Raw genomic sequence first — 14,184 nt, 5'->3', positions numbered from 1 at the left:
ATGAATCATGAGTGGAGTTAAATTTATGGCGAATAAAAAAGCCACCTTTGCCGTGCTGACAATTATCGTTGTTACGCTGGGTTTATTTATCAGTAAATTTTTTTTCAATGAAACGCAGCAACATACCGACGATGCCTATATTCGCGCCGATATATCGCGCATATCTCCGCAAATAGCCGGTGAAATCACCCAGGTGCAGGTTAAAGACAATCAGTGGGTCAAACAGGGGGAACTGCTGGCCGTCATCGACCAACGCGAATTCAATGTTGCTCTTTCGCAGGCAGCGGCACAGGAGCAATCCGCTCGTGCCCGCCAGGAAGACGCCAGGGCCAACCTGGTTCGACAAAATGCGCTGATTGCCGGTGCCCAGGCGGAGCGGCAGGCTGCGCAGGCTGAACTGACGTTTGCCCGCCAGGAACAGAACCGCTATCAGAAAATGGCCAACAGCGGTGCGGGATCCTTGCAGGCGGCGCAGCAGGCAACGACGCGCGTTCACACCCTGTCAGCCAATGTAGCCAAAACGGAGGCGGCGCTCAAGGCAGCGAAAAACATGCTGCAAGTGTTGCAGGCCAGGCAGGCGGACAGCGATGCCGAACTGACACTGGCGCAGGCTAAAAAAGCCATGGCTGAACTAAACCTGTCCTACACCCGCATTACCGCGCCGATCGGCGGCATTATCGGCAAAAAAAGTCTGCGGGTCGGTGAATTTGTCAAACCGGGTGATGCCCTGCTGGCCATCGTACCGCAGGACAAGCTGTACATCATCGCCAATTACCAGGAAACCCAGTTGGAAAAGGTGGTGCATGGGCAACCGGTAGACATCCGCATAGATACCTTTCCCGGGCAAACGCTGAAAGGCCGGGTGGACAGCATTTCTCCAGCCTCCAGCGTCAGTTTTTCAGCCGTGGCGCCGGAAAACGCCACCGGCAATTTCACAAAAATTGTTCAGCGCATACCGGTAAAAATTGTTTTTGATATCAATAAAGAACACGCCACGCTGCTGAATGCCCTGCGCGTCGGGATGTCTGCGGACGTCCGCATCAATACGCTGGATAGGGGGCTGCAATGAACAGAATCGTCATCCCGCTGCTGCTCATGGCGTTAACCGGCTGCCAACAGGTTGGCCCGAACTATGCCCCACCGAAAAATGTTCTGCCCGGAGATTGGGATCGCCACTCCAACCGCAATCCGTTACCGGTAGCCTGGTGGTCAATATTCAATGATGCGCAGTTGTCGCAACTGGTGCAACGTGCAGCGGCAAACAATCTGGATCTGCAATTAGCCACCGCACGCATGCAGCAAAGCCGCACATTGCAGGGGATCGCTGACGCGGCCCTAACGCCGGATCTGAGCCTGGACGGCAGCTACCAGCGCCAGCGCGCTACCTCAGCAGGCAGCATGGATCCGTCAGGGAAAAACGGCGAGGCGGACTTCAATCTTTGGCGCGGCGGATTCAGCACCGCCTGGGAGTTGGACATGTGGGGCAAGCTGCGCCGCTCATCGGAAAGCGCCCGGGCCGGTTTCGCCGCGTCGCAAGAGAACCGGCGAGCGGTACTGACTTCGGTGACGGCAGAGGTAGCGAGTGATTATCTGCGCCTGCGCGCCACTCAGAGGCTGCTGGAGGTCACGCAGGAAAACCGCGACACGGCGCTGCGCACGCTGCAGTTAACCCAGAATCGATACCAAAACGGCGCCGGCAACGAGCTGGATATCGACCAGGCACAGGTGCAATTGGACAGGGTGGAAGCCCTGTTGCCGGAGCTGGACGACCGGCAAAATCGGCTAATAAATGCCATCAGCCTGCTGCTGGGTGAACGGCCCGGTGCGCTGAAAGCGGCATTAACGCCGCCGGGTCCACTGCCGTTGCTGACTCGCCCCGTGCCGATGGGGATGCCTTCGGAACTCGCACTGCGCAGGCCGGATATCCGTGAGGCGGCAGAGCGTTTGCATCAGGCCACCGCAGAGATCGGCGTGGCCACCGCCGACTATTATCCGCGAATTACGCTGACCGGTAACGCAGGCTATCAGGCTCTGGCCTTATCGGACATGGGCAATTGGTCCACCCGTACCTTCGCCATTGGCCCCGCATTATACCTGCCGATTTTCGACGGAGGGAAAATCACGCAGCGTGTACGTCTGAGCGAATATCGGCAACAGGAAATGGCCATTGCTTATCAGCAAACGGTTCTTCGCGCCTGGCATGAGATAGACGACGCCCTTTCCGGTTATCAATCTCAACAACGGCGCCAAGCGCATCTGGCCGACGCACTGGCCGCTAACCAACATGCTTTCTCGCTGGCTCGCGATAGTTACCTGAACGGTGCCAGCGATTTTATCAACGTCCTGAACACGCAGCGCGCATTGCTGGATCTGCAATCTGCTCAGATCGTTTCCCAACAGGAAACGGCACTCGCCGTAGTTAATTTATATCAAGCGCTGGGCGGCGGCTGGGAGCAAACCTATCCGTCAGCAGCGCCTAAGGAGTTCGTTTATGCACAACACGCTGAATAAAATTGTCGACGATATTCTGGAAAAAGATACCCGCCGCAAGCGTGAAGCCAGAGTCAGCGCCGTAAGGCAAATGACCGCGAAAACCAAGCGCATTACTTTGAGCGGGGACGAAGTGGATAAATTTATTGCCGATCCGCGCACGCTTGAGCCGGCCTCTTGGATCAAGGTGTTTTTCCCCTGGCGCGATACCCTGGCAGGCCGTGCTTACACGCTGAGCGGCATCGACAAATTCGCCCGTACCTTCGATATCGATATGGTGCTGCATGGCGAAGGCCCAGCATCAGACTGGGCACGAGATGCGATGCCGGGCGATAAGTTAGGGTTTGCCGGCCCTTGTTCCGGCGGTTTTCGGCTGTTGCCGCAAACCCGTTGGCTGCTGCTGCTCGGCGATGAAACCGCCCTGCCCGCCATGCGTACCATCCTCGCCTCGCTGTCAGAGCCTTTACCGGTGTTGTGGTTTGCCGAAGTGAGCGATGCGCAGGAAATTCAGACCGTCGATTACCCCTTCCTGCGGGTTAACAGTTGGCAAATACGCACCCGACATTTTGACAGCGTCATGAACAGCCCGCTGGTGCAGGCCGTCAGCCACTGCGCTCTGCCCGCCGGTCAGGGCCAGGTGTGGATAGCTTGTGAATGCCAGATCGCCGCTTATCTGAAGGACCGTTTTATCAATGAGCTGGATATCCCCAAAGCCGCGCTGTTCGCCAAAGGCTATTGGAAGAAAGGGGAATCTAATTTCAAGGGTGCAATTTAAACCGCACAAACGGGAGTCACTATGATTGGTAAAGTGTTATTGGCAGTAGACAACTTTGAACACAGCGGCAACGCCCTGCAATTTATGCAACGCATGCAAAGCTGCATTTCCGGCATTATAGTGCTGACGGTGGTGGATAACGCTTTCGCACTCAGCCACAGCGGGTTGCGCTTCGACAGCGATGAAAGCGACGAATATCCAGCCGCTCAGCACGAAGTGGCGCTGGCGCAAAAACAGTTGGGCCAAGTGACCCGGGCGCTGAACCAAATGGGGTTCCGTGCCCAAGGCCTGCTGGCCAGCGGCGCGCCCATCGACGTTATCCCTGAGCAGATGGTGCTGTTCAACTGTGACCTGTTGATCATCTCGCATCGCCATCTGTCTTCACTGGGGCGCTGGCTGAATACCTCAGTTACCCGTGGCCTGCTGGACGAGATCGGCCAGCCGGTGCTGGTGATCCCGCGCTAATGCCGGCCCTCCCGTTTCATGTCGTCACCGGCTTCATGGCGTAGCGATGCAGATCCTTATGCAGACTGACCATATACAGCACGATCACCGCCGAGAACGGCAGGCCGCACAGCACTACGGCGGTCTGCATCGCACTGAAGCTGCCTGCATACAACAGGCCAATGCACACCACGGTGGTCACCGCAGCCCAGAAAATGCGCAGCCAGGCCGGTGCATCATCCTGCGCCGAGCCGCCCTGGCAAGACAGGTTGGCGATCATCAGCGTGCCGGAATCGACCGGCGTCAGGAAAAGCACAAAGCTTATCAACACGGTGAAACCGGCGGTGAGTTGGGTATAGGGCAGGTATTCGAACAGCTTGAACACCGCCATCGGCGGATCGCTCACCGCCACCTGGCCGAGGATCGCCTGCCCGCTTTCCAGCACCAGACTGATGGCGGTGTTACCGAAGATCGACAACCACGCCAGGGTAAAGCCCAGCGGGATCAGCAACACGCCGAAGATCAATTCACGGATAGTGCGCCCTTTGGAGATGCGCGCGATAAACAGGCCGACAAACGGCGCCCACGCCACCCACCAGGCCCAGTAGAACAGCGTCCAGGCGCCCTGCCACTGGCGCGCCTTGCCGTACAGGTACATGTCAAAGCTTCTGCTGACAATCGAAGTCAGATAGTCCCCCACGTTCTGCAACATGCCGTTGACCAGGTTTAGCGTCGGGCCGGCCAGAAACACGAACAGCAGCAGCAGGCACAAAAAACCGACGTTGATATTGGACAGTATCGCAATGCCCTTCTCGACGCCGGTTACCGCCGCCAGCGTGGCTACCACCATCATCACCACGATCAGCACCAACAACACGCCGTTGCTTTGCGGAATATCGAACAGGTAAAACAGCCCGGAGTTAACCAGCAAGGCACCGATCCCCAGATTGGTCACCATCGAGATCACCGTGACCAAAATGCCGAAGCTGTCCACCAGATGACCAACGCCGCCGTGAATGCGCTCGCCGAAGATCGGATACAACGCCGAGCGCAACGCCAGCGGCAAGCCGCGGCAATAGGCGAAATACGCCAGCGCGGTGGCGATCAGCGCATACAGCGCCCAGCCATGCAGCCCCCAGTGCAGAAAAGTGAGCGCCATCGCCTGACGCGCGGCCTGCACGCTGCCACCGCTGCCTTCCGGTGGCGACAGGAAGTGATCCAGCGGCTCGTAAGCACCGTAATAAACCAGCGCAATGCCGATGCCCGATGAAAACAGCATCGCCACCCAAGAGGGATAACTGAACTGCGGTTGCTCGTCGTCCGGCCCAAGGCGGATCTGGCCGAAACGCGACAACGCCAGCCAAAAAACAAACGCCATACAGGCAACCATCAATAACATGTAGTACCAGCCGAACACATCGGCTACCCAGCTCTGAGCCAGGTTAAGCCACTGCTTGCTACCGGCCGGGAACAGCACAATCAAAACGCCAAGCAGCAGGATCACCGCCGCCGAGCTGAAAAATACCGGTGCATTTAACCTAATCGGTTGTTCACCGTGCGATGGGAGACTATTCACTGTCATTGGCAGGATTCCATGATGCAAAAGACAGACGATTTAAACGCAACCTTTAGTTAACATTTAATCGCCATTTATTTGACATTTTTGCAGCATATAGAGTATTGATTGACCGTTCAATCAATCAAATTAAAACTGTGATTTGCCTATCAGTCGGGGAAAAAATGTACCGTAAAGACATTCCGGAACAGCGTAAGGAGCAGTTGATTAATGCCGCCTTCGCGGCCATTAACGTCGTCGGCCTGGCCGGCATCACCCTGTCGCAGGTGGCAAAAGAAGCGGGGCTGTCTACCGGCATCGTCAGCCACTACTTTGGCGATAAAGAGGGATTGCTGAGCGCCACCATGCGCAAGATCTTGCGCGATCTGCGCGACGCGGTCGCCGAATGCCGCAGCCAGGCGGCCGCCGACAGCCAATCGCAGCTATTTGCCATTATTCAGGGTAACTTTCATCCCAGCCAAACCAATGCGATCTCGATGCGTGCCTGGCTTGATTTCTGGGCCGCCAGCATGCACCAGCCGCCGCTGCGCCGCCTGCAACGCGCCAACGATCGTCGGCTTTATTCCAATATCTGCAGCCAGTTCCGCCGTGAACTGCCGCAACAACAGGCGCGCGATGCCGCTCGCGGGCTGGCGGCGATGATCGATGGGTTGTGGCTGCGTGGCAGCCTATCCGGCGGCGAAGCGAATCTCAGCCAGGACTGTCGCATTGCCTGCGACTATGTAGTGCGTATCCTGAACGAAGGTCAACCGGCGGCAAACCCTTCGGCAAAAGCGCCGCGCAAGTAGCTGCTGAACTCCGTTACCGCACGCGACACCTGCGGTGCATAGGGCCGCACTACGTGAAGACTGTCGGCAAAGGCGCCAATCGGGCGCCAGGCCGGCAGTACCTCAATCAACCGCCCGTCCGCCAGCGCCTGCTGCGCGCTGAAATCCGGTAGCAGAGCAATGCCCAGCCCTTCCGCCGCCGCATCGCGTATCGACTCGCTGTTGTTGGTGGCAAACGGGCCGCTGACCGGCACGCGGACCTGGTCCACTTTCCCCTCAGTCGAGTGCCTGGCGACAAAGCTCCAGCCCGGCTGCTCGCTCCCCCGCGGATAGTAAAGGCACTGATGCCGTTGCAGCTCGGCGGGAGATGACGGCATGCCGTGCCGTTTAATATAGTCCGCCGACGCCACCGCCAGCGTTTCCGTCGGGCACAGCCGCCAGGCGACGTGCGTATCCGGCAGGCTATCGCTATGACGGATCGCCAGATCGAAACCTTCGGTGGCCAACGATACCAGCCGGTCCGATACCTCAAGCTGCACCCGTACCTCCGGGTTGGCGCGCAGAAAGCCGGTGATCCGTGGCACCAACTGCTGGCGGGCAAACGCCACCGGCGCCGTCACCCGGATCGAACCGCGCAGCGGCCCGCTGGAATCGCAAATGCCGGAGAAACTCTGTTTAATCTGCGCGAAAGGCTGACGCAGTTCCTCAACCAGCCTCAACCCGGCATCGGTCAGCCGAACGCTGCGGGTAGTTCGCTGCACCAGCGGCACCCCGGCCAGCATTTCGATCTCTTTTATTTTCTGGCTCATGGCCGCTTTACTGACGTCCAGCCGCTCCGCCGCACGGGTGAAACTGCCCTGTTCGGCCAGTACGGTAAGCCAGTGCAAATGGGTCCACAAGGTTTCTATTTTTGGATTTTTCATCGCCAACTGTTCATTTATATAAACAATGAGTTCAAGTATAGCGCTTCTTCCCCCGCTGCGGCTTGGCTAAGATGGGTTATCGGAAGCGATGCGAAAACGCTGCCCTACACATCTAAAATTTCATTAACTCACTGACAGGATTATACAAATGCCATTACTTATCTTCGAAGTCATTGAGGGCCGCAGCGAAGCCGAACTGAAAACCCTGCTCGATGCCGCCCACCGTGCCGTGCTCAGTGCCTTTGAGGTGCCGCAGCGCGATCGCTATCAGATTGTTCATGAAAACAAGGCTCACCATATGGTGATCGAAGACACCGGCCTTAACCTGACGCGCACCCGCGATCTGGTGGTGGTGCGGGTGATCACCAGCCCGCGCGCCGAAGAGCAGAAACAGCGGTTTTACGCCGATCTCAGCCGCGAGCTGAAAGAAAGCTGTGGCATTGAAAGCAGTGACCTGATGGTGTCTATCACCACCAACAGCAAGGGCGATTGGAGTTTTGGCAACGGCGTGGCACAGTATCTGACCGGTGAATTGTGATGCCTGCGGCTAACGCCCGGTTCGTTAGTGCCCGGACGTTAGCCAGCAAGATTATGACTCCTCGCTGTACTGGTTTTGCCACATCGCGGCGTAACGGCCATCGCTTTGCAACAGTTCCTCATGACGCCCACGCTCGACGATTTCGCCCGCTTCCAGCACGATGATTTCGTCGGCGTCCACCACAGTCGACAGACGGTGGGCAATCACCAGCGTGGTATGGTCGCGGCTCACCTCGCGCAAATGTGCCTGGATCTCGCGTTCGGTTTGGGTATCCAATGCGCTGGTGGCTTCGTCGAACACCAGGATCGCCGGGTTTTTCAGGATGGTACGGGCGATCGCCACCCGCTGCTTCTCCCCGCCGGACAGCTTGAGCCCACGCTCGCCCACCCGGGTTTCATAACCGTCAGGCAGGCCGACGATAAACTCGTGGATATGCGCCAGCTTCGCCGCCCGTTCGATCTCTTCGTTGCTGGATCCGGTTTTGCCGTAGCCGATGTTGTAGCGCAGGGTATCGTTAAACAGCACGGTCTCTTGCGGCACAATGCCGATCGCCGCGCGCAGGCTAGCCTGTTTCAGATTGCGGATATCCTGGCCGTCAATAAGTACCGCCCCCCCGTTCACGTCATAGAAGCGAAACAGCAGCCGGGACAACGTAGATTTGCCGGCACCGGAAGCGCCGACCACCGCTACGGTGTTACCGGCCGGGATGGTGAAGCTGACGTCGTTCAAAATCGGCCGACGCGCATCATAGCCAAAGCTGACCGCCTCAAAGCGCACTTCGCCACGAGACAACCGAAGGGCCGCGGCGTCAGGACTATCGACGATTTCCTGCTCTTCCTGCAGCAAATCGAACAGGTTCTCCATATCGATCAGCGCTTGTCTGACTTCGGCATAAATAAAACCGAAGAAATTCAGCGGTTGATACAGCTGAAGCAGATAAGCATTCACCAACACAAAGTCACCGACCGTCATCCGCCCCTGCACGATGCCCTGTGCCGCCATCGCCATCATCACTATCAACCCGATGGAGATAATGGCGGTTTGCCCGAGGTTGATGGCGGTAAAACTGAACTGGTTTTTAATGGCGGCATATTCGTACAGCCGGCGCGACATATTGAAACGCTCGGCCTCGAACTCTTCATTGCCGAAGTACTTTACGGTTTCATAGTTCAGCAGGCTGTCGATGGACTTGCTGTTGGCATCGGCATTGGCCTTGTTGAGTTCACGCCGGAAACGGGTGCGCCAGCTGACCGCGATCACGGTAAACAGAATATAACCGCCGACGGTGGCCAGGATCGCCAGCGCGAACCAACCGTTCAGCATATGCCACATGATCACCGCGACCAGGGTGAGTTCGAACAAGATAGGGAAAATAGAGAACAGCAACCGTGAAAGCACCGTCGCAACCGCTTGGGTGCCGCGTTCGATCGACAGCGACAGCCCGCCAGTCTGGCGCTCCAGATGAAAGCGCAGGCTCAGCGCATGCAATTGCCTGAACACCCGCAGCCCCAGCAGGCGGGTGGCATTCTGGCTGAGATGAATGAACATCACGTTGCGCAGTTCTTCAAACAGCGTGGCGCCGACCCGCGCAACGCCGTAGGCGACGATCAGCCCCAGCGGAATGGCCAGCATTTTCGCAGTATCCGCGCTCAGTGCATCGACCATCGCCTTATACGCCAGCGGCACCAGCGAAGTGCTGACCTTGGCGACCACCATGAAAATACAAGCTATAACCAGATACCACCGCAGTTTGGGGTTATTTTTCGGCCATAGGTAAGGCAGCAGGAAGGTTAATAAACGGGAGCGATCCATAAGGTAATATTTATCTTCTCAGTCAAAGTGGCGACGTCGGCTAGTGATCCATTTTGGCACGTATGACGGCGAAACCCTTATGAAATCCGCTATCGCCGCCTTTTTTGATCGCTGGAGCAAGCCTCCATAGCTCAGCAACTTTGCCGCTTTCCTTCACCCCATTTATTCTTAAAGTGCGATCTTTCAGGCTCGCCGTTAAAACTTGTTGTTGAGAAGTTACCGCCAAGTTAATATCCGAAAAAATTATTATAAAATGAATTATTGGCTATCGATCAATAATCAAAAGTATCTTTATTTCATCATCTTGCATTCAGTATCTGTCCTACCTTCGCCTACCCAGGCTTTAACACCCGTTGCGAGAAATTCACCATGAGCACTGCATTACCCAGCGAAAATTTGCGTTCGGACAACAATGGAACCGGTTTCAGAAGAAGAGATGTGTTGTTCGGCATGGCTTCCGTCCTTGTCGCCACCTCCCTGCTTGGCTATCCATTTCTGACCCAGGCTGAGCAGCAAACCGCAGCAGCCAACCCGCTTGTCTTTGCACGTTTCTTCACTCTGTCCCGGACTATTACCGAACATCAGGACATCGACCAGGGCATGTCGGCGCGAATATTCACCGCCTTGAGCGACAGCATCCCCAATTTCTCTGCTCAGATTAAGCAGCTAAGCGCCTTGCTGCAGCCGGAGCAAAGTGCCAAACAGCTGCAAACGCTGGCAATCCAGACCGGCCTGCAGGATCTGCTCACCGCCATTATCAGCGCCTGGTATACCGGCACCGTAGGGCATGGCCCGCAAGCTGTGCTGATCGCCTACAAGGATGCGCTGATGTACCGCCCCGCCAGCGATGCGCTGATCGTACCGACCTATTGCGGCAACGGCCCGCTGTGGTGGACCGCCGCTCCGCCGATGACCATGACACCCGTTCGCTGAGATTATCCTGATGAAAAAACCTGAATTTACCGCCAACGGCGACGCATCGGCCGACATCGTGATCGTCGGCTCCGGCATTGTCGGCGGCATCATGGCCGACCAACTGGTCAGCCTCGGCTATTCCGTCCTGGTGTTGGAGGCCGGCCTGCGCATCGATCGCGCCCAAGCGGTGGAAAACTGGCGCAACATGCCGTTCGATAACCGGGCGGGCTCAGATTTCCAGGGGCTGTATCCGCAATCTGAATACGCCACCGCACCGCTCTATTTCCCGGAAAACAACTACGTAGCCCTTAGTGGCCCCAGCGCCGGCAGCTTCAAACAGGGCTATCTGCGCACCGTCGGCGGTACCACCTGGCACTGGGCAGCATCCTGCTGGCGCCATTTGCCGAGCGATTTCCAGATGAAAACGCTGTACGGCGTCGGTCGCGACTGGCCAATTTCGTATAACGATCTCGAACCCTACTACTGCCGTGCGGAAGAGGAAATCGGTGTCGCAGGCCCCAACGATCCGGCGCAGCAATCGCCGGTAGAGCGCAGCAAACCTTATCCGATGGACATGGTGCCCTGGGCCTATGGCGACACCCGCTTCGCCGAAGTGGTCAACCCGCACGGCTACCGATCGGTGCCAATCCCGCAGGGACGCAGCATCCGCCCGTGGAAAGGCCGCCCGACCTGCTGCGGCAACAACAACTGCCAGCCGATTTGCCCCATTGGCGCCATGTATAACGGCATCCATCATGTCGAACGCGCGGAAATGAAAGGCGCAGTGGTGCTGGCAGAGTCGGTGGTCTACAAAATTGATACTGACGACCAGAATCGCGTTACCGCCGTGCACTGGTTGGATAATCAAAAACGCTCGCATAAAGCCAGCGCCAACGCCTTCGCGCTGGCCTGTAACGGTATCGAAACGCCGCGCTTGCTGCTGCTTGCCGCCAATAAACAGAACCCCAACGGCATCGCCAACTCTTCCGATCAGGTTGGGCGCAATATGATGGATCACTCCGGCTTTCACTGCACCTTCCTGGCTAAAGAGCCACTGTGGCTCGGCCGCGGCCCGGCGCAGAGCAGCTGCCTGGTGGGACCGCGCGACGGCGAGTTCCGTAAGGACTATTCTGCCAACAAGATGATACTTAATAATATCAATCAGATAGTTCCAGCAACGCAAAAAGCACTGGCGCAGGGCCTGGTAGGTAAAGTGCTGGATGAAGAGATCCGCCGGCGCGCGGCCTATGGCGTTGATTTGTCGATTAGCCTGGAACCGTTACCAGACCCGAACAACCGCCTGACGCTGAGCGCCAACCGCAAGGACGCTCACGGCCTGCCGTGTCCCGATATTCATTACGACGTCGGCGATTACGTGCGCAAGGGCGCCGAAGCCGCACATAAACAGTTGGAGCATATTGGACGTCTGTTCGATGCCGATGAATTCAAAATCACCACCAACCTGAACGCCAATAATCACATCATGGGCGGCACCATTATGGGCAGCGATCCACATGACTCGGTGGTAGACGGTAACTGCCGCACCCACGACCATGCCAATCTCTGGCTGCCGGGTGGCGGTGCCATTCCTTCAGCCAGCGTAGTCAACAGCACGCTAACCATGGCGGCGTTGGGCATCAAGGCCGCCGACGACATCGCCCAATCGCTGGCGGTAAAATCATGAAGATACAACTTGGATTTGCCCTGTTGCTGGGGCTGAGCGGTGCCGCCCTGGCGACCGACGATGGCACGGCGTTACTTAAACAGGGTGAGCAGCTTGCCGTAGCTTCGGACTGCCAGGCCTGCCACACTCAACCGGGCGGCGGCAAGCCCTTTGCCGGCGGTTACGGCATCAACTCGCCGATGGGCGTAATTTACTCCACCAATATCACCCCTTCGGCGCATGACGGTATAGGTGGCTACACGGAACAACAGTTCGCTCGTGCACTGCGCGATGGGGTGCGCGCCGATGGCAGCTATCTCTACCCGGCAATGCCCTATACCTCATACAGCAAATTGAGTGATGCGGACATCCACGCGCTCTACACCTACTTTATGCAGGGGGTGAAGCCGGTAGAGCAGAAGAATACGCCGACCGCACTGCCCTTCCCGTTCAATATGCGCTTCAGTATGGCCGGCTGGAACTTGCTGTTTCTGGATAAGAACCGCTTTCAGCCCAATGCCGAGAAAAGCGAGCAGTGGAACCGCGGTGCCTATCTGGTCAACGGCCCTGGACATTGCGATACCTGCCATACGCCGCGCAACCTGCTGATGGCGGAAAGCGCCGATAAGCCGCTGGCGGGGGGCATGGTGGGAAGTTGGTATGCACCGAACATTACGTCGGACACCGTCAGCGGCATCGGCGGCTGGAGCAATGAAGAACTGGTGCAATATCTCAAAACCGGGCGGGTCGCCGGGAAAAATCAGGCCGCTGGCGGCATGGCAGAGGCGGTGGAAAACAGCCTGCAATACCTGCCTGAACAGGATCTGATGGCCATTGCCGTCTACCTGAAAAGTACCGTACCGATCCGCGATGCTCAAGATAAGCAGGCGGCGGACCGCTTTGGCCAACCGCTAAACGTCGAACCGACGCTACGCGGCCTGCATCCGTCCAATGCCAATAATACCGTCAGCGACGGTGCGGCCTTATTCAGCGGCAACTGCGCCAGTTGCCACCAACCGGACGGCAGCGGCAGCAAAAACCAGGCCTATCCTTCGCTGTTCAACAATACCGCCACCGGTTCCGGCAACCCGGCCAACCTGATCTCCGCCATTTTGTTCGGCGTGCAGCGCAAAGCAGGCAGCGAGGACGTGCTGATGCCGAACTTTGGCCCGCAATCCTACGTCAATCCATTAACCGATCGGCAAATCGCCGCCATCAGCAATTATGTGCTGAAAAACTACGGCAACCCGGCGGTGACGGTAAGCGAGGAGGACGTGGCGATGCTGCGCACCGGAGGCCCGGTACCGCTGCTGGCGATGCTGCAGCCTTATATGGCTCCGGCCATCGGAGTTGCGGTGGTGGTGCTGTTGGCGTTGATCTGGCTATGTGGAAGGAAGCGGAAATAGTCCGCGATAACGGCCCGCTCCCTGACGGAACAGGCCGTTTTCTCCACGCTTAACAAGATGGCGAAGCGCCTTGCGGCGGCAGATAGCGCTGCGGATCGAGCGCGGTGGCGCGATAGCGGATCTGGAAATGCAGGAACACGGAGTCGGTGCCGGTACTGCCCATGGTGCCAATCTTTTGCCCTGCCTTCACATCCTGGCCGTTGCGGACCAGCGTGGTGTCGTTATGCGCATAGGCGGTGATGAAGTCTTCGCCGTGCTTAATCATGATCAGGTTGCCGTAGCCGCGCAGTTGATTGCCGACGTACACCACCTTGCCCTTGGCGGAAGCGAAGATCGGCTGGCCGCGCGCACCGGCGATATCGATGCCCTTATTGCCGCCGTCTGCGTTGGAATATTTCTGCACTATCTTGCCGCTGGTCGGCCAGCGCCAGCAGCGTGAAGCCCCAGGCGGCGGCGTCGATTTAGCCAACACCGCGCCAGACGAGGTATTTTTACGCCGGGTTGACGCCGTTTTGGTCGGGGCGCTGCCGCTCAGCCGCAGTTTTTGCCCGACTTCCAGCCCGTAGGGCGGGCGTATCTTGTTGATTCGTGCCAGTTCGCTGACTTCGCTGTCAGTGATCCAGGCGATGTAATACAGCGTATCGCCACGTTTAACGGTATAGGATTTGCCGCTGTAAGTACCCTTCGGCAGTTTGTCGTAGTCGCGGTTATAGCTGTTTTTGCTCGAACAACCGGCCAACAGCAGGCTCAATGTCAGACACACTGCGGCGCGGCGCCACCACGCAAGTTTGCTTCCTGTGCTCAAATCCTGTCCTCAATCATATTTCCGGGCGCTGATACGCGTCAGGCGTCAATAGTAACATTTGCACCGGGGC

13 protein-coding genes are annotated in these 14,184 nt (G+C 57.5%); 9 read left to right on the top strand and 4 right to left on the bottom strand.

Translation table 11 applies throughout. The annotated features are described in order from the left end of the window. Positions 1-7: 7 nt before the first annotated feature. From SPL01S_RS12435 to SPL01S_RS12420, 4 genes are read left to right on the top strand one after another with little or no spacing between them, the layout of a single operon-like run. Complete coding sequence (locus SPL01S_RS12435; RefSeq protein ID WP_232245977.1) at positions 8-1,069, top strand: HlyD family secretion protein; 1,062 nt, start codon at positions 8-10, stop codon at positions 1,067-1,069. Further along, positions 1,066-2,511 carry an efflux transporter outer membrane subunit gene (locus SPL01S_RS12430; RefSeq protein ID WP_063200171.1) on the top strand — a complete coding sequence of 482 codons (1,446 nt, stop codon included), beginning with the start codon at positions 1,066-1,068 and terminating at the stop codon, positions 2,509-2,511. The genes SPL01S_RS12435 and SPL01S_RS12430 overlap by 4 nt, the downstream gene beginning before the upstream one ends. Next, on the top strand, positions 2,492-3,265 hold the full coding sequence (locus SPL01S_RS12425) for a siderophore-interacting protein (protein WP_063200168.1): 774 nt from the start codon (positions 2,492-2,494) through the stop codon (positions 3,263-3,265). Before SPL01S_RS12430 ends, SPL01S_RS12425 begins: the two co-directional genes overlap by 20 nt. A 21-nt stretch (positions 3,266-3,286) precedes the next feature. Beyond that, a complete protein-coding gene (locus SPL01S_RS12420; protein ID WP_063200165.1) occupies positions 3,287-3,730 on the top strand; it encodes a universal stress protein in 444 nt (147 codons plus the stop codon). Positions 3,731-3,746: 16 nt separating this feature from the next. Here SPL01S_RS12420 and SPL01S_RS12415 read toward each other — a convergent pair whose 3' ends face one another. Next, positions 3,747-5,291 carry a BCCT family transporter gene (locus SPL01S_RS12415; protein WP_063200162.1) on the bottom strand — a complete coding sequence of 515 codons (1,545 nt, stop codon included), beginning with the start codon at positions 5,289-5,291 and terminating at the stop codon, positions 3,747-3,749. 158 nt (positions 5,292-5,449) lie between these two features. Here SPL01S_RS12415 and betI point away from each other — a divergent pair, with 158 nt between their 5' ends. After that, positions 5,450-6,073: a transcriptional regulator BetI gene (gene betI / locus SPL01S_RS12410; protein ID WP_004952341.1), complete on the top strand. Its 624-nt coding sequence runs from the start codon at positions 5,450-5,452 to the stop codon at positions 6,071-6,073. Here betI and SPL01S_RS12405 read toward each other — a convergent pair. Continuing rightward, complete coding sequence (locus SPL01S_RS12405) at positions 6,031-6,975, bottom strand: LysR family transcriptional regulator (RefSeq protein WP_063200159.1); 945 nt, start codon at positions 6,973-6,975, stop codon at positions 6,031-6,033. The genes betI and SPL01S_RS12405 overlap by 43 nt on opposite strands. A 148-nt stretch (positions 6,976-7,123) precedes the next feature. On the opposite strand from SPL01S_RS12405, the gene SPL01S_RS12400 reads away from it, so the two are divergent. Then, the gene (locus tag SPL01S_RS12400; protein WP_004952346.1) at positions 7,124-7,513 is read left to right on the top strand and encodes a tautomerase family protein; all 390 of its coding nucleotides are present in this window, start codon (positions 7,124-7,126) and stop codon (positions 7,511-7,513) included. Positions 7,514-7,564: 51 nt separating this feature from the next. Here SPL01S_RS12400 and SPL01S_RS12395 read toward each other — a convergent pair whose 3' ends face one another. After that, positions 7,565-9,325 carry an ABCB family ABC transporter ATP-binding protein/permease gene (locus SPL01S_RS12395; RefSeq protein WP_063200156.1) on the bottom strand — a complete coding sequence of 587 codons (1,761 nt, stop codon included), beginning with the start codon at positions 9,323-9,325 and terminating at the stop codon, positions 7,565-7,567. A 369-nt stretch (positions 9,326-9,694) separates the two neighbouring features. Here SPL01S_RS12395 and SPL01S_RS12390 point away from each other — a divergent pair, with 369 nt between their 5' ends. The 3 genes from SPL01S_RS12390 to SPL01S_RS12380 are packed head-to-tail and all read left to right on the top strand — an operon-like array spanning position 9,695 to position 13,309. Further along, on the top strand, positions 9,695-10,258 hold the full coding sequence (locus SPL01S_RS12390; RefSeq protein ID WP_063200153.1) for a sorbitol dehydrogenase family protein: 564 nt from the start codon (positions 9,695-9,697) through the stop codon (positions 10,256-10,258). A gap of 10 nt (positions 10,259-10,268) precedes the next feature. Further along, on the top strand, positions 10,269-11,924 hold the full coding sequence (locus SPL01S_RS12385) for a GMC family oxidoreductase (RefSeq protein ID WP_020439697.1): 1,656 nt from the start codon (positions 10,269-10,271) through the stop codon (positions 11,922-11,924). Next, the gene (locus SPL01S_RS12380) at positions 11,921-13,309 is read left to right on the top strand and encodes a c-type cytochrome (protein ID WP_063200150.1); all 1,389 of its coding nucleotides are present in this window, start codon (positions 11,921-11,923) and stop codon (positions 13,307-13,309) included. The genes SPL01S_RS12385 and SPL01S_RS12380 overlap by 4 nt, the downstream gene beginning before the upstream one ends. 49 nt (positions 13,310-13,358) lie before the next feature. On the opposite strand, the gene actS is transcribed toward SPL01S_RS12380, so the two are convergent. Next, on the bottom strand, positions 13,359-14,114 hold the full coding sequence (actS, locus tag SPL01S_RS12375) for an amidase activator ActS (protein WP_004952361.1): 756 nt from the start codon (positions 14,112-14,114) through the stop codon (positions 13,359-13,361). Positions 14,115-14,184 lie beyond the last annotated feature (70 nt).

Origin of the sequence: Serratia plymuthica NBRC 102599 (assembly GCF_001590925.1) — a bacterium.
Classification (GTDB): Bacteria; Pseudomonadota; Gammaproteobacteria; order Enterobacterales; family Enterobacteriaceae; genus Serratia; species Serratia plymuthica.
This window is presented reverse-complemented; position numbering and strand designations above follow the sequence as displayed.